Annotated in this window: 16 protein-coding genes and 3 tRNA genes; 5 read left to right on the top strand and 14 right to left on the bottom strand. The window is 44.2% G+C overall.

The window, feature by feature from the left end; all coding sequences use genetic code 11:
* Positions 1 to 170: 170 nt before the first annotated feature.
* From COU90_01445 to COU90_01400, 10 genes are all read right to left on the bottom strand, one after another.
* Positions 171 to 256 (bottom strand) — tRNA-Leu (locus COU90_01445).
* Positions 257 to 272: 16 nt separating this feature from the next.
* Positions 273 to 344 (bottom strand) — tRNA-Cys (locus tag COU90_01440).
* Between the two features lie 79 nt (positions 345 to 423).
* Positions 424 to 753 carry a hypothetical protein gene (locus tag COU90_01435; protein PJE64699.1) on the bottom strand — a complete coding sequence of 110 codons (330 nt, stop codon included), beginning with the start codon at positions 751 to 753 and terminating at the stop codon, positions 424 to 426.
* Between the two features lie 9 nt (positions 754 to 762).
* Positions 763 to 2,295 (bottom strand): translation initiation factor IF-2, encoded by a 1,533-nt coding sequence (infB, locus tag COU90_01430; protein PJE64698.1) that lies wholly within the window; start codon positions 2,293 to 2,295, stop codon positions 763 to 765.
* A 5-nt stretch (positions 2,296 to 2,300) separates the two neighbouring features.
* Positions 2,301 to 2,783: a DUF4446 domain-containing protein gene (locus COU90_01425; GenBank protein ID PJE64697.1), complete on the bottom strand. Its 483-nt coding sequence runs from the start codon at positions 2,781 to 2,783 to the stop codon at positions 2,301 to 2,303.
* Between the two features lie 108 nt (positions 2,784 to 2,891).
* Positions 2,892 to 3,182 (bottom strand): hypothetical protein, encoded by a 291-nt coding sequence (locus tag COU90_01420; GenBank protein PJE64696.1) that lies wholly within the window; start codon positions 3,180 to 3,182, stop codon positions 2,892 to 2,894.
* 67 nt (positions 3,183 to 3,249) lie between these two features.
* Positions 3,250 to 3,990 (bottom strand): hypothetical protein, encoded by a 741-nt coding sequence (locus COU90_01415; protein PJE64695.1) that lies wholly within the window; start codon positions 3,988 to 3,990, stop codon positions 3,250 to 3,252.
* A gap of 166 nt (positions 3,991 to 4,156) precedes the next feature.
* Complete coding sequence (locus COU90_01410) at positions 4,157 to 4,654, bottom strand: hypothetical protein (protein PJE64694.1); 498 nt, start codon at positions 4,652 to 4,654, stop codon at positions 4,157 to 4,159.
* The gene (locus COU90_01405; GenBank protein PJE64693.1) at positions 4,636 to 4,965 is read right to left on the bottom strand and encodes a hypothetical protein; all 330 of its coding nucleotides are present in this window, start codon (positions 4,963 to 4,965) and stop codon (positions 4,636 to 4,638) included. The genes COU90_01410 and COU90_01405 overlap by 19 nt, the downstream gene beginning before the upstream one ends.
* Before the next feature lie 798 nt (positions 4,966 to 5,763).
* Positions 5,764 to 5,853: transfer RNA gene (locus COU90_01400), tRNA-Ser, on the bottom strand.
* A gap of 254 nt (positions 5,854 to 6,107) precedes the next feature.
* On the opposite strand from COU90_01400, the gene COU90_01395 reads away from it, so the two are divergent.
* The gene (locus COU90_01395; protein ID PJE64692.1) at positions 6,108 to 7,205 is read left to right on the top strand and encodes a hypothetical protein; all 1,098 of its coding nucleotides are present in this window, start codon (positions 6,108 to 6,110) and stop codon (positions 7,203 to 7,205) included.
* 44 nt (positions 7,206 to 7,249) lie between these two features.
* Positions 7,250 to 7,846 carry an ATP-dependent Clp protease proteolytic subunit gene (locus COU90_01390; GenBank protein ID PJE64691.1) on the top strand — a complete coding sequence of 199 codons (597 nt, stop codon included), beginning with the start codon at positions 7,250 to 7,252 and terminating at the stop codon, positions 7,844 to 7,846.
* Positions 7,847 to 7,851: 5 nt separating this feature from the next.
* Here COU90_01390 and COU90_01385 read toward each other — a convergent pair whose 3' ends face one another.
* The 4 genes from COU90_01385 to nusA form a co-directional block, all read right to left on the bottom strand.
* A complete protein-coding gene (locus COU90_01385) occupies positions 7,852 to 9,444 on the bottom strand; it encodes a 2,3-bisphosphoglycerate-independent phosphoglycerate mutase (GenBank protein ID PJE64690.1) in 1,593 nt (530 codons plus the stop codon).
* 110 nt (positions 9,445 to 9,554) lie between these two features.
* On the bottom strand, positions 9,555 to 10,223 hold the full coding sequence (locus COU90_01380) for a hypothetical protein (protein ID PJE64689.1): 669 nt from the start codon (positions 10,221 to 10,223) through the stop codon (positions 9,555 to 9,557).
* Between the two features lie 102 nt (positions 10,224 to 10,325).
* Positions 10,326 to 12,365 carry a sodium-translocating pyrophosphatase gene (gene hppA, locus COU90_01375; GenBank protein ID PJE64688.1) on the bottom strand — a complete coding sequence of 680 codons (2,040 nt, stop codon included), beginning with the start codon at positions 12,363 to 12,365 and terminating at the stop codon, positions 10,326 to 10,328.
* A gap of 34 nt (positions 12,366 to 12,399) precedes the next feature.
* Positions 12,400 to 13,677: a transcription termination/antitermination protein NusA gene (gene nusA, locus COU90_01370; GenBank protein ID PJE64700.1), complete on the bottom strand. Its 1,278-nt coding sequence runs from the start codon at positions 13,675 to 13,677 to the stop codon at positions 12,400 to 12,402.
* 561 nt (positions 13,678 to 14,238) lie between these two features.
* Here nusA and COU90_01365 point away from each other — a divergent pair.
* The 3 genes from COU90_01365 to COU90_01355 all read left to right on the top strand — a co-directional run bounded on the left by COU90_01365 (position 14,239) and on the right by COU90_01355 (position 18,428).
* On the top strand, positions 14,239 to 15,267 hold the full coding sequence (locus COU90_01365; protein PJE64687.1) for a hypothetical protein: 1,029 nt from the start codon (positions 14,239 to 14,241) through the stop codon (positions 15,265 to 15,267).
* A 162-nt stretch (positions 15,268 to 15,429) separates the two neighbouring features.
* Positions 15,430 to 17,202 carry a hypothetical protein gene (locus tag COU90_01360; protein ID PJE64686.1) on the top strand — a complete coding sequence of 591 codons (1,773 nt, stop codon included), beginning with the start codon at positions 15,430 to 15,432 and terminating at the stop codon, positions 17,200 to 17,202.
* Positions 17,202 to 18,428, top strand: a complete 1,227-nt coding sequence (locus tag COU90_01355) for a hypothetical protein (GenBank protein PJE64685.1) — start codon at positions 17,202 to 17,204, stop codon at positions 18,426 to 18,428. The genes COU90_01360 and COU90_01355 overlap by 1 nt, the downstream gene beginning before the upstream one ends.
* Position 18,429: the final 1 nt, after the last annotated feature.

The raw sequence follows: 18,429 nt of genomic DNA, 5'->3' as shown, positions 1-18,429 counted from the left end.
CGGAGCGTATAATTTAGTTCAAAGCTACAACGCGCTCCGCGCGTGGGAATTGTCAGCGATTTTGGAAATAGGTTCGAGCGTGGTTGTATAAATACACCACGTTCGAAAAGCAAAGGACTCAGATGTCGCCTCGCTTCGCTCGGCGACCAAATCGTATGGATTTTCCCAACTGGTGCCCAGGGTGGGATTCGAACCCACAAGCCCTTTCGAGCAGGGGATTTTAAGTCCCCCGTGTATACCATTCCACCACCTGGGCCCATACATCCGTTATGAGGCATGGGCGGGAATCGAACCCGCGTATAGGGGTTTTGCAGACCCCTGCCTTACCACTTGGCTACCATGCCCAAAGAGAACACATGCGCTATCCTATTATAGGCAGGCAAAGCACTTCATACAAGCATACCCAAAAACGATACCTATAATTTATTCCTCCGACATCTTTTCTTCGCGATCTTTTTTTACCTCCGTATCGTCCAAATAAAAACGTATATCGGGAATATGCTTCATGCCCAACTTTTTTCGCGCATAGGTATTAAACGGAAGCTGTAAGCGGCGTAATTTCTCAAGTACCATACCAACCCGGTTTGTGGGAAAAGGAGATACGTATACAATCGCGTGTGTTTTATCTGCTCCCCACTCCACGCGCATAACCGTAAGAAGCATACCGGGCGGTACGTCCACTTCTTCTTGTATAAACCTTCCCGCAATTTCTTTCAGAAGCGATAATGTTCGCTCATTTCGTATATCATCCATAGACTCTTGCTAAACGGAGAGTTTTCTTTGCGTTACTTGTTCCGAATATGTAGCAATCACATCCCCTTCCTTTATTTCAGCATTCGCCTCCGCCGCAAGCCCGCATTCAAGTCCCGCCAATACTTCCTGCACGTTCATCTTATTTTGCTGAAGATTCGTTATGGTGCCCGTGCCTATTACATGCTCTTTTCGCACCAAATCGAATATGGCTTTAATGCGCAGTGCGCCCTCCGTAACCTTTCCGCCAAATACCTGTTTGTTTTTTTCGTTGTTAAACACCTTAAGCACCAAGAGCTTCCCCCCTTCCACGCGCTCTACCTCCGGCGGAATGCGATTCTCCACCGCCTCTTTAAGCCAGTCTATCAGTTCATAAATAATATCAAATGTTTTTATCGTAACAGAAAAACGTTCGGCAAGAGCATGGGCGGAAGCGGAAGCGCGCACCTTAAACCCTACGATAATAGCGCCTTCCTGTGCGGAAACAGCTTTTACATCATCATCCGAAATATCTCCCAAACCGCTCCTAAGAACGCGCAGTGTTATGTTTGGTCCTTTGGAGAGCTCTTCGATTTTTTGTGCGATAGCTTCTTCGGATCCCGTTACATCCGCTTTTATCAAAATAGGAATTTCAACCACATCCTTTTTTTCCTCCTCCGTTTTAGATTCATCGGTAGAGTCTTCCGCTAAAGGACGGTCCTCAAACATGAATTTCTCCGCCTCTTTCTTATTGGCAAAAGCAACAAACTCCTGCCCCACTTCAGGAACCGCACTAAATCCCAATACGCGCATCGGACTTGAGAATATGGCTTCATTCTGAATATCTCCGTTTGAGTCCTCCATTATTTTAATACTCGCCAAACAATTCCCTACACGCACCCAATCGCCGCGCCTAAGCGTACCGTCTTTTATAAGAAGCGTTACCGTAACACCGCGCCGGCCGTCCATATGCGATTCAATCACCACACCACGCCCGGGTAAAGACGGATCCCCGGTAAATTCTTCCAGATCAGCGACCAACAAAATGAGATCGAGAAGATCAGGCACGCCTTCCCCCGTTTTTGCGGAAATAAGCCCTACCGGTATATTTCCACCCCATCCTTCCACGAGAACTTCATGTTCGGCGAGCTCCCCCTTTACCTTATCGGGAGCCGCTTCGAGCTTATCAATTTTATTAATACCGACAACGAACGGTATGCCGGCATCTTTAATAGCTTTCAGAGCCTCTATGGTTTGCGGCTTTACGCCATCATCCGCCGCCACCATCAAAATCGCCACGTCCGCCACTCCCGCACCGCGTGCACGCATACGAGAAAACGCCTCGTGTCCCGGAGTGTCGAGAAATGTAATGCGGCGGTCGTTGTGTTTCATTTCATGCGCACCAACATGCTGGGTAATCCCCCCCGACTCGCCTCCCGCCACGTTTGCCTCCCGGATATAATCAAGAAACGTTGTTTTTCCATGATCAATATGTCCCATTACAACCACCACGGGCGGACGAACCGTATGCGCTTCATTGTTTTGTTCTTTAGATTTTTTAGGCATAATTTCTACGCTTGCTTTGTCGCATTATCAATAACATGCTGTTCCTCCACCGAAAGGGCATAAGTAGATGTGCCATTGTCTACCGGTTTTGCATATACACGCACGCCTTCGCGCGAGTAGAGACTTGATATAACCACGCCTTTATGCTTTTCGTCAAGAAGAGCTATCGAGAAACTTTGATCTCCTCCGGCATCTTTAAACGGGTTAAACCGCACCATTTCCACTTTGCGCACACCGCTCTGCACGCGCTCTTCCACATTTTTTAGATGATTGTAGGTATGCTGTATATTTTTTTTCGCTTCCACAATTTCTTGACGCATAAGTCCAATTACTTCATCCAAGCTTTTTGCATCTCCTCCCTTCATGAGCCTGGCAAATCGCTTCTCCACACGCCACAACTGATAGATAACCATCAAGAGAACAAGAGTGAATGCCGCAATAACACCAAAAAGTATAACATCGGTGGATGGAAACATAATAAAATACATTAATGAGTTATATTATTCCGTATTGCAAAAAATATCCTTGAAAATATGAGGTACAATACAAAAAGTGTAGCAAAAATAACGTTTTATAACAACTAAAGCGAGTTTCGTTTAAACCAATTTAATCCGAAACTGCCGGTGCTTCTTTCTATTGGCATACAAGCGAAACGCTCTGTGTTGATCAGAATCCTTGTACAGCGAAAGATGTGTTTCCACTTCCAGTATCACCTCTCGTCCGCGCTTTCGGGCAATCATGTCCGGAATGTAGCCGTAAATTGTTTTCGGGCGGGGATATCCGGGTAAATCCGCCGTAACAGCATACCCGTTCCATGCATGCCATTTCGCCGAACGAAGCACGCATTCGTCGTGTTTTTTTTGATGTCGTTTTGTTCTGCGAAACATTCTTTCATCATACAAAATGAAATCAATACGGGAAACGAATAGCAGACCACAAAAACATACCCTCTAATTAAAGTACCTTTCCGTCCTGGCGAATTTTTTCATAAAGTACAATAGCTGTACTTACCCCCACATTAAGGGAATCAATACCATCACGCATAGGAATTGATATTTTTTTATCACACCGCTCAAGTATTTCATCCGATACCCCTTTTTCTTCCGCTCCCACTACAAAAGCAACCGGTCCCGAAAGATCTACGTCCGAATATATCTCGCCCCCCATCTGTAAACACATGGTTGCAATGCCATTTTTCTGCATTTCTTTCAGTGCTTCGAAAATGGTCATTTTAACAAGAGGGATACGCATAATGGCACCCATGGAAATATGGACCGTTTCTTCGTTTAAAAATTTCTCCTCATCCCCCTGAAAAATAAGGCCGTTTATACCGGCGGCAAAGGCAGTTCGTGCAATAACGCCGATATTACTTTCAAAATCAACACGGTTAATAAGCAAAAAGAACGGATAACGGTCTTTTTCATGAAGATCGTCCAAAATATCCCTAAGTGTATGGATATTTTCAGGTATGAGATACCCCACTAATACTTCTCTGGTAAGACCGCTTCTCCGGCGCACCATTTTTTGAATAGGCACTTTCTCGATAGGTATTCGTCTTTTCTCAGCCGCCGTAATAATTTGTTGCGTGAGATTATCTCTATCCAGATCGTTTGCAATAGATATCTTCTCGAACGAAGCTCCGCTCTGCAAAAGTTCTAGCATCGCATTTTTATTCCGTATCTTGAGTATTTTCATATATAATAATTCAGCCGTGTCAGATTATCACACTCCAAAGCATTAACCAACCTACAATAAATTGTCTTAGATCTGACAGGCGGGCAGAAATTTTCCTCAAAAAATTCTCCTCCAATTTTTGTTCCCGTGGAACTTTTTGGTAAAGTTTGGGTGGGAATGCTTGGGATTAGAATGAACTACAAGCTGGTTCTCCACTACATACCATCCATGCATACCCAGGACGAAAGATATCATACCAAGGGCTACCCAGGGGAATTACGCTTTCAGAGCAGACATTAATTTTATACTCTTGGCCATTTGAACAATAATAATATGTCCTTAAATTACTGTTGTCGCCAATTCCCCCCGGGCAAGATTGACCTTGTAAGGGGTCTCTGGGGAGTTGTGCAATAAATGAAGAGGCAAGTCCGGGAATATAATTTATGCCGTCTTTTTCATAATAATTCCAACAACCGTTAGGATAGCTTCCGTTTGAATCAAAAAATAATTCCAACGCAAGTTGTAATTGCTTTAAATCACCTTGTCGTTTTACATCTCTCGATTTAATCCGTGCGTTGTTCAAACTCGCTAATACAATACTGGCTAAAAGACTAATGATGGCAATAACCACTAATAACTCTATAAGCGTAAAACCGGATTTATGTTTTAAAGATTTTGTATCCATGGTTTTGGGGGATCAATATATTCTTTTTTCGGTATTATCTTTCTAATCTCACTTGATGAACTTCTACTAAAAATTAAAACTATTAAAATAATAACTGCTGCCGCCACAACAAACCCAAACAAAACATAACTTGCCTGTTTTTCGTCTTTGACAAGCCCGCCTGAATATTTAATTACCCACCGAATAATCTTTGACGTTTCAGGATAATATGGATGCGATATTCGATATTCTTTAAACTTCACATCGGTGCCGGAATCTTTGGTCGAACCACTTAAATCTATTCCTTTATTGTTTTTATCATTTTGATACATAAATTTGTGTAGCGGATTTTGAAAGTTTTTCACGATCCGCTTCCTTGAGTATATTTTATAACTATCGCCTCCCATAAGCTATGGTAGAAATTAAAAATTTTTAACAAGGTTGAATTATCTGCTGTTCCTACGCCCAGCGCAACAGACTCAAAAAGAGCGGCGCCAGAATTCGCAATCCCTACTGCATAGAATTGCTTAGCAGTTGAGGTATCGAAACGGAAAGAAGTGACAGATACCCAAAATATCAGACAAACTTTCTGTGAGATATAACAGGTGGTACCATGGAAGTATATAACAACAACCAAAAAAGTGCATCGCATCGCTCCTGATGTAAAAGAGCAAACACCTCTTAAACCACAGAGCAGACGTTTACGTTTGCCTGCTTCGCCCGAGAATGGTTTGCGCAAGGTGATCCGAAGACGAAAAAGGAGATACTCACGGTCTTAGGTTCGAACCTCACGTTGAAGGACAAAAAACTCTGTCTGCAAGCCAAAAAACCATTCTTCCTCCTCGAAAAGTCTCTGTCTCGTCGACCCAAAGAAAAAGGCGGGTTCGAACCTGAAAAACCTGTTGTGAACAAAGGACAACAAGAGCCTGCGCGCGGTCTTCGTCCTACGGGCGGAGAGGGAGGGATTCCTGTTCACCCGTCGTTCCGCATCCCGCTTCGCGGGCCCCTGCTTCACTCCTCCTTCACAGCCCGGGTCTTTTTTATAATGCCCCCGGCATTCTAAAAAAGTACCCTTCGAATCCCTCTTTCCAACTTAGGGAACATATACCCATGGAATGGGTATATGTTTTTGGCGGAGAGGGAGGGATTCGAACCCTCGATACCTTGCGGTATACACGATTTCGAGTCGTGCGCATTCAACCGGACTCTGCCACCTCTCCATTCTTCACTTTTAATATGATTAAAGTGGGATTCCCGGCCGAAGGATGGCGCGTCTTAGGTAATGGAATCTGCCCGCTTTTGACATTCTTAAACATACCGCATTCCGATGTCCGCAATTCTACAATAAAATGACCTCAAACGCCATAATCAACCGTTATATGCCCTATATATTAGGGTGTTTGGGGTGTTGGAAGAATATCGAGAAAACATCCGGATATATTGATTTTTCTCAAAAATATGGTAGACTATTGTAATGCAAACAACAGTAACCAAGAAACCAAAATCACTTGTATTAATAGAGGGGGTGCTTCCGGCAGAGGATTTTGACCGTTTTGTTGCGCGCGCCACAAAACAGATTATGGAAGGAGCCGAGCTCCCCGGATTCAGAAAAGGGAAAGCTCCGGAACATATGGTGCTTGAGCGCGTGGGGGAAGGTAAACTCTTGGAGGAAGCCGCACAAATGGCACTAGAGGAACATTACCCGCATGTACTCACGGAACATAAAATAGACGCTATTGGTCGGCCACAGATAAAGATAAAAAAACTGGCAAAAGGTAATCCGTTTGAATGGGAAGCGGAAGTAATGACTATGCCCGACATTACCCTTCCCGACTATACCGCCATTGCACGGGAGAAGAATACCGAGAAAAAAGACCCTATCACCGTAACGGAAGAAGAGATTACAAAATCGCTTGAATGGCTTAAGAAAACACGGGAACAAAAGGAAGCGGGGGAAGAAAAAAAGGAATCGTCTTCACACGAAACTGACGAAAGTACGAAAATCGTTTTTGACGATGAATTTGCAAAATCGGTAGGAAACTTTAAAACACTTGCCGAACTAAAAACAACCATTGAAGCAAATCTTAAACTTGAGAAAGAACAAAAAGCGCGTGACAGCCATAAGATGGGAATTTTAGATGCAATAATTGAGAAGGCGGAAATGGACCTACCGGAACTTCTCATTGCTTCCGAACAACAAAAAATGCTCCAAGAACTTCAGATGAATATAGGTCAGATGGGTATGCCATGGGAAGAATACTTGAAGCACATTAAAAAAGGTGAGGAAGATCTGCTTAATGAATGGCGAGGGGATGCCGAACGACGGGTAAAATGCGCGCTTACATTAAAGGAGATCGGTAAAAAAGAATCTTTAGATCCTACGGAAAAAGAAGTTACGGCATGGGCAGATATGTATATGGAAAAACAGGATGAGGAAGTACGAAAACAAATTGACCCCATGCGCGTAAAAGAATATGCTTATGGTGTACTGCGAAATGAAAGCGTATTCCACTTTCTCGAAGGTATAGGCAATGTGTCCGATTCTTCGGAAAAAAACAATTTGACGGCGTAATATATAAATATTTCGACCTGTTATTTATTACCTAGCATCAAAAAATGTTAATTCCAACAGTTATAGAAAAATCCACTTACGGCGAACGCGCTTATGATATTTATTCGCGCTTATTAAAGGAGCGTATTATTTTTCTTGGCGGCCCCATTAACGATCCTATGGCAAACGCCATTATTGCACAGCTCCTCTTTTTGGAATCACAAGATCCCAAGAAGGATATTCAGATTTATATAAATTCACCGGGCGGCTCCGTGTCATCCGCGCTTGCCATATATGACACCATGCAATACATAAAACCGCCCGTTTCTACCATTTGCGTAGGGCTTGCGGCATCGGGGGCGGCTCTTCTTTTGGCATCAGGAGCCAAAGGAAAACGCTATGCACTTCCCAATGCGGAGATAATGATTCATCAGATTATGGCGGGCGGCATTGAAGGACAGGCTACCGATATTGAAATTTCAGCACGCCACATCTTACGATTAAAAGACAAGCTTAACCAGATCCTTTCAAAACACACCGGGAAATCGATAACCGTAGTAGACAAAGATACGGATCGTGATTACCACATGGAACCGGAAGAAGCAAAGAAGTACGGTATTATTGATGAGATAATTAAGAGAAAAACGTCAAACGGAAAATAAATTCTTTATACTTGGTTTTTGAGAATAGAGAGTAGACTAATGCCCGCCATCTCACCGGAGGGACGTAAATTCATAAGATCTAAAACAGTGGGTGCAACATCCGTCAGTACGCCGCCCACTTCTTTTCTTTGGGCCGTTATTTCGTCCGGTGTACGCGGCGTTTCGCGCTTCATACCATTCGCAACCACATAAAACGGAACCGGATTTGCCGTATGTTTTGTTCGCGGCTCGCCGTCATGCGTGCGCTTTTCTTCGGCATTTCCATGATCAGCAGTTATAACAAGAGCGCCTCCCATTTCGAGCACCGGCGGAATAATCTTTCCTAAAACTGTATCCAAAACCTCCAATGCTTTTACCGTGGCTTTAAAATTTCCCGTATGTCCCACCATATCCCCGTTTGCAAAATTTGCGAGAATAAAATCGTAGGTATCAATACCGGAAAGTATTGTCTGCATAATCTCCTCTGCCGCCATTTCGGGATGCTCTATAAATTGCCCGGCAACCTGTGAAGATATGAGCTTTCGTTCCTCGCCGTCAAATACTTTCTCACGGCCACCATTAAAAAAATAACTAATATGCGCATATTTTTCCGTCTCTGCCACATGAAGCTGAAGTAAATGCGCTTCGCTAATAACGCGTGCAAGCGGCCACTCCACTTCCAACGGAGGAAATGCCACCAGTGCCGGAAAACTCTTTTCGTATTCCGTCATGGTTACGAAACAAATATCTTCCAATTTTTTTTCTCTGTTAAAGTATGAGAAATTATCCGAAAGAAAGGCCTCCGTAAGCTGGCGTACGGAATCCTCGCGAAAATCATAGTAAATAACGGCATCTCCATCCTGCACCCTTCCCCGCGGAACACCCTCGTTTCCAAAAAGATATCCCGGATCAATAAATTCATCCGTTTTTCCGTTGGCGTACGACTGCTTGATGTATTCCCCCGGATCCCTAAATGCATTTCCGACACTATTTACTAGAAGATTATATGCCTGTTCCGTAAGATTCCAATTTTCTTCGCGGTCCATCGCATAATGACGTCCTATAATCGATGCAATTCGCGCCCGGGGATAAAGCGTATCCATGCGTTCACGAAATTGTTTTATAAATCCAAGAGCTTCATCGGGTGGAGCATCGCGTCCGTCCGTAAAAATATGAATCATGACATTGGGAATATCCTGCATTTCGGCAAATTCAAGAAGTGCGTACAAATGATCAATATAAGCATGCACCGAACCGGTTGAAAAAAGCCCCATTAAATGCAGTGTGCTGTTGCGTTTTTTTACATGTGCGGATGCCGTAAGAAATGCCTCGTTTTCGAAAAAGGATTTATCCTGAATGGCGGTTATGATGCGGGGCAGATGATGATAAATAATGCGTCCCGCCCCCATTGTAAGATGTCCCACTTCACTGTTTCCCTCTTCACCCCAAGGGAGACCCACCGCCACACCGGATGCACGAAGCGTGGTAAACGGCCAGTTTGTTTCCAGCTCATGAAACGTGGGAATCGTTGCCTGGGCGAAAGGAGAATCATTCGGATACGGACTTATCCCGACGCCGTCCATTACGATAAGAATAACCGGTTTGTTTTTATTGGGCATAAAAACGCTGTTCTACTTAAAAAATAATACTGTTTTTTCATTATAGCGTATAAAGGTTATTATTGCCTATCTATTGTTTTATGTAAGAAAAAAGCCGGGTTTATGCACGGCTATCGTTGAAGTTCAGGAAACATAATAAGAGTCATCTCGGAAGGATGGTTGATAATGAGTTCTTCCGGCACACCGGAATTGATTAATTCATCTCGCCGCGTGACGTCTCCGTGTACAACAGCCCTAAAAAAGGTATTCCCTATGCCATTATTCTTTGCTGACAAAAAATCAATATAAGAATCACCCACATACCAAAATGTGCCATCAATATTACGTTCCCTATAATATCCCAGCATCATCTCCATACTGCCGACATCCGATTTTCCGAGAGGATAGTAGTGATCACTCGTACATACGACATCAAAAAAATGTCGTATACCATGATTATCTAGCCGACTTTCTACGGAACACTCGTCACGTGCCGTAAACAAACACAATCGAATAGGAAGATTCTTCCAACACAGAAGCATGTCGAGAACTCCTTCATACAACCCGTTGTTTTTTTGAGTCTCGTGAAGTGTTACGGATTTTTTAAAACTATCCACATCAAGATTCGGATAGTACTCCGTTACAAATGCAGAGAAATTATTTCCGTGAAATTTTTCGACAAAATTGTCTTCAACTTCAAATCCTTGTTCGGCAAACGCAAGACGCACGCACTCCCCCAGATGTAACGTACAAGCTAATGTTCCATCAAAATCAACAAGAAGTATAATATCCTTAGGCATATGCCTTCCTCCTTTTCCAATGTACTGACTTAGAGCGTATCATATATTCACCGGTAAAAAAAGCCCCGCAATGAGGGGGCTTTTATATTCTTCGCTCTTTTTCTAAACAAGAAAACTAACAAGAAGAAGGGCAACAATATTAACCACCTTAATCATAGGGTTAATTGCCGGTCCCGCCGTATCTTTATACGGATCTCCGACAGTATCTCCGATAATAGCCGCCGCATGAGCCGGCGAACCCTTGCCGCCATAATTTCCTTCTTCGATAAATTTTTTCGTGTTATCCCAAGCGGCGCCTCCGGACGTCATGGAAAGAGCAACAAACAACCCTGACGTAATAACACCAATAAGAAGTCCGGCAAGCGCACTTGCGCCAAATACGAGAGCAACCGCCACAGTGACAATAATCGGGATAATGGCCGGGAGTATCATCTCTTTTAGTGCGGCTTTCGTAACAATATCAACCGCACGTGCATATTCCGGCTTTGCCGTTCCTTCCATAATACCGGGGATTTCCCGAAATTGACGACGTACCTCTTCCACTACGCTTCCCGCCGCACGTCCCACAGCGCGCATAGCAAGAGAACCGAACAGGTACGGCAACGTCGCACCAAAGAAAATACCGATAATAACTAACGGATCGGATAGTTCAAATAAAACATCGGCACCCGCGGCGGCAAGTTCTTCCGTATAAGAAGCAAATAACACCAAGGCGGCAAGTCCGGCAGACGCGATGGCATATCCTTTTGTAACCGCTTTCGTGGTATTTCCCACCGCATCCAATTCATCGGTTATTTCGCGTACTTCTTTCGGCAATCCCGCCATTTCCGCAATACCGCCCGCATTATCGGTAATGGGACCAAATGCATCAATAGCGACCACAATGCCGGTAAGAGACAACATGGCAACACTCGCTACGGCAACACCGTAAAGCCCAAACAAGTTAAAGGCGAAGAGCATACCGAACGCGATGATAATAATAGGAAGTACGGTAGCTTCCATACCAACCGAAAGACCTATAATAATATTCGTACCGGGACTTTGGGCTGATGCTTCAGCTATAGACTGCACCGGACGGAATTTTTTTGATGTATAATATTCGGTGACCACTACCATAAGCACGGCAACGGCAAGCCCTATCAGCGCGGCTCCGTATACGTGTGTCCAATTACCGGGAATAAGCGACATGCCGGCAAACGGACCGAATGAAGAACTTCCCGGGGCTGTTACAAAAAATTTCGTTGCGGGGATAAAAAGAATTCCTGAAATTACCACTGACACGCCAAGCGCCCAATAAAGTGCTCCCATAATAGATTTTGATGATCCTAATCGCGCAAAGGAAGATCCGATGAGAGACGCCACAAGAGATACCGCACCTAATAAAATCGGATAACTTTGTACAGCTTCCAGACCGCCAAAGATGCTGGATCCCAAAATCATAGCGGCTACCGTTGTTACCACATATGTTTCGAATAAATCAGCAGCCATTCCCGCCGTATCTCCCACGTTGTCACCCACGTTGTCAGCGATAACCGCCGGATTGCGAGGGTCGTCTTCCGGAATACCCGCCTCCACCTTACCGACAAGATCAGCACCCACATCAGCGCCTTTCGTATAGATACCGCCGCCAAGACGCGCAAATACCGAAATGAGAGACCCGCCAAATCCAAGACCAATAAGCGCCTGCAAGCCATCCGGCGTATCTTTTACCACATACCAAAGACCGGACACCACCAAAAGACCAAGTCCTACGACTAAAAATCCTGTAACGGCACCTCCCCGGTACGCCATACGAAATGCGCCGTCCATACCACTCCGCGCCGCTTCTGCCGTGCGCACATTTGCAAGTACTGCTGTTTTCATACCAAGATACCCCGCAAATCCGGATGCGACGGCACCAATAATAAACCCAACCGCCACATTCATACTCAAAAATACCGCGAGCAAAACAGCAACAATAACGGCAACAATTGCGATAACACGATATTCCCGTTTCAAGTATGCCTGGGCGCCTTCCTGAATGGCGGTGGCTATGCTTTGCATTTCATCATTTCCGGTATCCGCCTTTGTAATACTACGCATCAAGAAAAATGCATAAAGAATGGCGATACCGCTTATACCGATAGCAAATAATTCAATCATGATATTTATATTCTAATTCGTAATAGGATAGTTATTATTCTTTCTCTTCTTCCGAAGAATCGTCCGGGTCTTCCGTAGAGTCAGACGCTAAAGATATGTCATCCTCTTCGTCCGCCTCGCCGACAAATACGTCTTCCGGAGAACTTCCGTCCTTTGAACGCACATCAATTTTCCATCCGGTCAGTTTTGCCGCCAAGCGTACATTCTGTCCGCCCTTTCCGATTGCAAGAGATAGCTGATCTCCTCCCACCATCACTTTAGCGGAACGCTCCTCTTCTGAAAGAATAACCTCCAGCGCCTTTGCAGGAGCAACAGCATTGGAGATAAATCGCATAGGATCCTCATCCCATTCGATGATATCTATCTTTTCACCGCCCAACTCCGCAATAACGGTACTGACCCGCACGCCCTTTTGTCCCACACAAGAACCAACCGGATCCACGCCATCTTCGTGAGACACAACCGCAATTTTTGATCGAGCCCCTGCCTCGCGGGCGATTGCTTTAATTTCCACCGCTCCGTTTGCAATTTCGGGGACTTCCAGCTCAAATAATTTCATAACAAATCGGGGATGCGAGCGCGACAAGCGAAGAGACGGTCCTTTTGCTTCCCGATCCACCGAAAACAAAAGTGCTTTCATACGCTCTCCGATGCGATACCGTTCCTGCACCACCTGTTCTTCGGGAGCCAAGAGTGCCGTGGTACGCCCTAAATCAACATATACGTTTTTTCCTTCGATACGCTGTACTATGCCGGAAATAATTTCTCCCTCCCGGTCCTGAAATTCATCAAACACCGCCTCCCGCTCCGCCTCACGAATGCGCTGAATGATAACCTGCTTTGCGGTTTGAGCCGCGATGCGTCCATAATCATCATGGGTTTCCAAGGGAAATACGAGCTCATCATGCAATTCCGCGTCTTTTTTTATGGCACGGGCGTCCGAAAGCATGATATGACGCTCCGCATTAAACCGAATACGCTTCTCTTCCCCTTCTTTCGGGAGGTCTTCCATTTCGTATTCTTTATTTTTTCTTCCGGAACGGCGCAATGCCTCGTCTTGTTTTGTCGGATCCTCCTCCGTATGAGTTTCTTCTTCGGCTTCAATTTCTTCTTCTGTTTTTACCAGCGTTTCGTCGACAACAATTTTTATCTGCGAAAATATCACCGCACCGGTGGCGGCATCAAGCTCGGCGCGTATGATCTGGCTTTTTCTGCCATAATCTTTTTTATACGCCGCCGCCAATGCCATTTCTATGGTCTCAAGCACTTTTTCCTTGGAAATACCTTTTTCCTCGGCAAGCTGATCGAGCATAGAATGAACTACTTTTAAATCCATCATGATAGTGGATGTTATGATTTAGGCATTGAGACGCTTCCCACGACAGCGCGCCCGATGCCTACTAATAAAAATGTCCGCTCTCTCAAGCAGACAATAACAACAAAGCAAAACCGAATATGTGTGCATAGTACCATATTTTTCGACCTGTCGTCAACCAATATCGTAACCAATCATCCACATATTAGCTATTGCTATGATCATGACAAATAAGATACAGGCCATGATGCCGCCCAGCACTATTCCTACATACCCCATGGGTCCGTATAGCATCCAAGGTATGTGAGCTACGCCACCCAAGAGACAACCCCCCGAACAAATCCGCAACAGCACGTACAATATTTCGGGGAACGCTCTGCACCTCTCGACTATGGTTGAACACATCATAAATAAAACCGCTCCCGAAAAAAAACAAAGCATTAATGTAAACGACATAGAGCCTCCTATTTTGATTGTAAGTATGAAGGTTGGGGATTAATTTGTACATACATGACTTCTATCCATTGTTGGAAAATATACGCATGATATACTGATTGCATGACTATACATAACATCTTTCGGGAACTGAATATTTCAGAACAGTGCGCACGTTATCATGTCGTGTTGTGGGCGTGTCCTCATTTTCTTTTTATTATCATGGGAATCGTTATTATCTGCGCCATCCTCGGTACCTTTATTGCCGCTGAACGATATGCTACTCCCGAAATTACTCTCATCGTTGTACCGGGAGTCACCGCTGTTTTATTTGCCCTTAGCCATATTATTATCCGCTCATTCGAACAAATGGCGGAAGCCGCACGTGCAAAAGCCGAATTCGTAAGCATTGCGTCACATCAACTACGAAGTCCGCTTACCTCCGTAAAATGGCAGTTGGAAGTTTTATTGGAGGAAAAAAACTACCTGCCTGAAGTACGAGAACAGCTTGAAATGATCAATAATCAAAACGATGTCATGCTTCGCTTAGTAAATGATCTGCTTGCCGTTAGCAGAATCGATAATGACCAACTTTCCCTTACCTTAAAACCCCTCTCCATCGCCGATCTTACCGCCGATATCGTAACGGCATATCGTGATGCCGCCACTAAATCCGAGATCACACTTGCTATAGAGGATATACCCTCCGACTTGCCGCTTACCATGGGAGATGCCATCTATACGCGTTGGGTGGTGCAAAATCTTGTTGATAACGCTATTCGCTACAGTTACCCCGGTACTACGGCAACTATTTCTTTGCGGAAAGAGAAAAAATATGTCCGATGGTCCATAACAAACAAAGGTATTTCCATACCCTACGAAGATCAGGGCCGTATATTTGAAAAGTTTTTCCGCGCACGAACATCTATTAAATGGCAAACGGAAGGAAGCGGGCTCGGACTTTATGTAGCAAAAGCAATTGTTACCGGTGCGGGTGGCTCTATGGGATTTACCAGCGCTGAAGATAAGCATACAACCTTTTGGTTTACCTTACCCATCACGCCGAAAAAGACATTACTCCATGCAGATTCGACCAAAACAGACTCTTCACAAGTGCCGTCAAAAGTCACAAAACGTGACGTTACCATATAATAAACTTTCCATGGCTATAATCCCTTTTTATCAAAAACGAATCAGTTTAGGGGGAAACAAAAAAAGACACCGCATCTTGGTACTAAAACATAATTTAATAAAGGCAAACTACAGCTTAGATGAAATTTGCCAAAAAATTAAAGCATCCATTTAACTTTTACCATGCCACTCCACGTTGAAGAACAACAACTTAAGGCGTTTATTCTTGACGCAGAGCTCCTTTCCAAAAAAGATCTGGATGAAGCGGAAAAGCAAGCAAAAGACAAAGGGGATAAGTTATCCCACATCCTTATTGCGACCGGAAAAATAAAGGAGGACGAACTCATGCGTCTGCAGGCGTATATTTTGGGCATTCCTTTTATCAGCCTGGAAAAGGAAAAAATTGATGATGACATACTCCGCATTATTCCGGAACCCATTGCGCGCAGGCATAATATTATTGCATTTCGCAAACAAGGAAAGGATCTTGAAGTTGCTATGATAGATCCGGAAGATATGGCTACCATTGATTTTATAAAGAAAAAATCCAATCTGCGCATCATACCGCGCTTTACCACTACAGCGTCCATAAAACACGCCTTACAACAATACCAAAAAAGTCTTGAAGCAGAATTTGGAGATATTATAAAACAGGAGTCGGCGGCTGTGGCGCCACTTCCAAGCCTGGAAGAATCTTCCTTTTCTGAAACGGATCAAACACCGGAAGATTTGAAGAAAATCGCTGAAGATCTTCCCATCATTAAAATTGTGGATACGCTTATTCGCCATGCCATATTACAAAAAGCATCCGACATACATATAGAACCCATGGAAAAAGAAGTGCTTGTACGGTATCGCCTGGACGGTATTCTTCATGACGCCATGGTTCTTCCTAAAACGGTGGCGCCCGGTATTGTGGCGCGCATTAAAGTGCTCTCAAGCCTGAAACTCGATGAACACCGCCTACCGCAAGACGGAAGATTTAAGCTAGAAACCGATGAATACAAGGTTTCTTTTCGGGTATCTATCTTGCCGATTGCAGAAGGAGAAAAGATTGTTGTACGTCTTTTGCCCGAAAATTCCAAAGGGTTCACCCTTGAAAAATTGGGCTTTCATGGAGATCAGCTAGAAAAAATACACGCCAATATAAAACGCCCCACCGGCATGATACTGGCAACCGGACCTACCGGATCAGGAAAAACAACCACCCTTTATACTGTTCTTGATTTACTCAACACGCCGGAGGTAAATATCTCCACTATTGAGGATCCGGTGGAATACCGTATGCCGCGCATTAATCAAAGCCAGGTAAAACCAGATATTGGATTTTCATTTGCAAATGGACTTCGTTCTCTTCTCCGGCAAGACCCTGACATTATAATGGTGGGAGAAATTCGAGATCAGGAAACCGCTTCCCTTGCCATAAATGCCGCTCTTACCGGACACCTTGTTCTTTCCACCCTGCACACAAACTCGGCGGCCGGCTCCCTGCCCCGCCTTTTGGATATGAAAGTAGAGCCATTCCTTATCGCATCCACCGTAAATGTCATTATAGCGCAACGGCTCGTGCGCACCTTGTGTGCGGAAAAGGAGCAATATACATTAACAAAAGAAGATATTGCTCATCTTGAAGCGGGAATTGATCTGGAACGCGTGCGAACTCTTCTTGAAGACGAACATATTATAAAAAAAGGAACCGGATGGGATGATATTCCCTTTTATCGCCCTAAAAAAACAGCGGAATGCGCGGATGGATATCACGGACGTATCGGTATTCATGAGGTTTTATTTATGAACGAAAACATCAAACGCCTCGTAGCACAAAATGCCACCGCCGATGATATTGAAACGGCGGCAAAGAAGGATGGTATGATGACTATGTTTGAAGATGGTATCGTTAAAGCCGCCCAAGGTCTCACCACTATTGAAGAAATTATGCGCGTAACAAGTGAATAATGCCTACATATACCTTCAGAGCAAAAAAAATAACCGGAGAAGAAACAACCGGTACACGCGCGGCAAAAGACATCCGTGATCTTACCATATCCATTCGGGAGGAAGGGTACATGCTCATACATGCCGAAGAAGAAGGTGCGGGGAAAAAATCTCTTGTATCTCTAAAAAATATACTGCAAAAATTGGGGAAAGTTTCTTTGGAAGACAAGATGATTTTTGCGCGCAACTTGAGTGTTATGATACGTGCCGGGCTTTCCATTACAAAAGCACTTGAAGTACTGCACAAGCAAAGCGAAAACCCCACATTCAAAAAAGTTATTCTTGATCTGTCCGAACAGGTAAAGAACGGTATATCATTATCTGAAAGCACCAAACGACATCAGAAAGTATTTTCACATATTTTTACGGCCATGGTACAGGCGGGAGAAGTCTCCGGAAAACTTGATGAATCTCTTTCGGTACTTGCCATTCAGATGCAAAACGATTATGAACTGCGCCGCAAAGTAAAAGGAGCACTTATCTATCCGGGCGTTATTATTACCGTTATGATTTCGATCGGTATTCTTATGATGGTTTATGTTGTACCAACCCTTTCTTCCACTTTTTTAGAATTGGGCATTGATCTTCCGGCAAGCACAAAACTTATCATAGCCATAAGCAACGGACTCACAACCTGGGGCGTTACCAGCGTGTTTCTAATGCCCGTTATAGGGTATCTTTTTTACCTTGCCATGCACACTTCCCGGGTAAAATATATTTTTGATGTTATTATAATGCGCCTTCCCGTACTGGGTGAATTATTCAAAAAAATGAATTCGGCGCGTACCGCACGCACCATGGGATCTCTTATTGAATCCGGCGTTCCCATAACTCAAGCGTTAAACATTACTCAGGATGTTCTCCAAAATCATTTGTATAAAAACGTTCTGAAAGAAGCGTTAAAAAATATTCAGAAAGGATCCACTATCTCGGAATCATTCATAACCCATACCGATTTGTATCCCGTATTGGTCGGTGAGATGATCGCCGTGGGAGAAGAAACGGGAAAAACGGATGAAATGCTCGAGGAGCTTGCATTATTTTATGAAGGAGAAGTTGCCGCCGCTACAAAAGATCTTTCCAGTATTATCGAACCTGTGCTTATGGTTATTATCGGTATCGTTGTCGGATTTTTTGCAATTTCCATGATTCAACCGCTTTATTCTTCCGTGAGCGGAGGATTTTAAT

The organism is Candidatus Ryanbacteria bacterium CG10_big_fil_rev_8_21_14_0_10_43_42, from assembly GCA_002793915.1.
Lineage (GTDB): Bacteria > Patescibacteriota > Minisyncoccia > Ryanbacterales > 2-02-FULL-48-12 > 1-14-0-10-43-42.
Note: the sequence above shows the minus strand (reverse complement) of the source record. Positions and strands in the feature narration are given on the sequence as shown.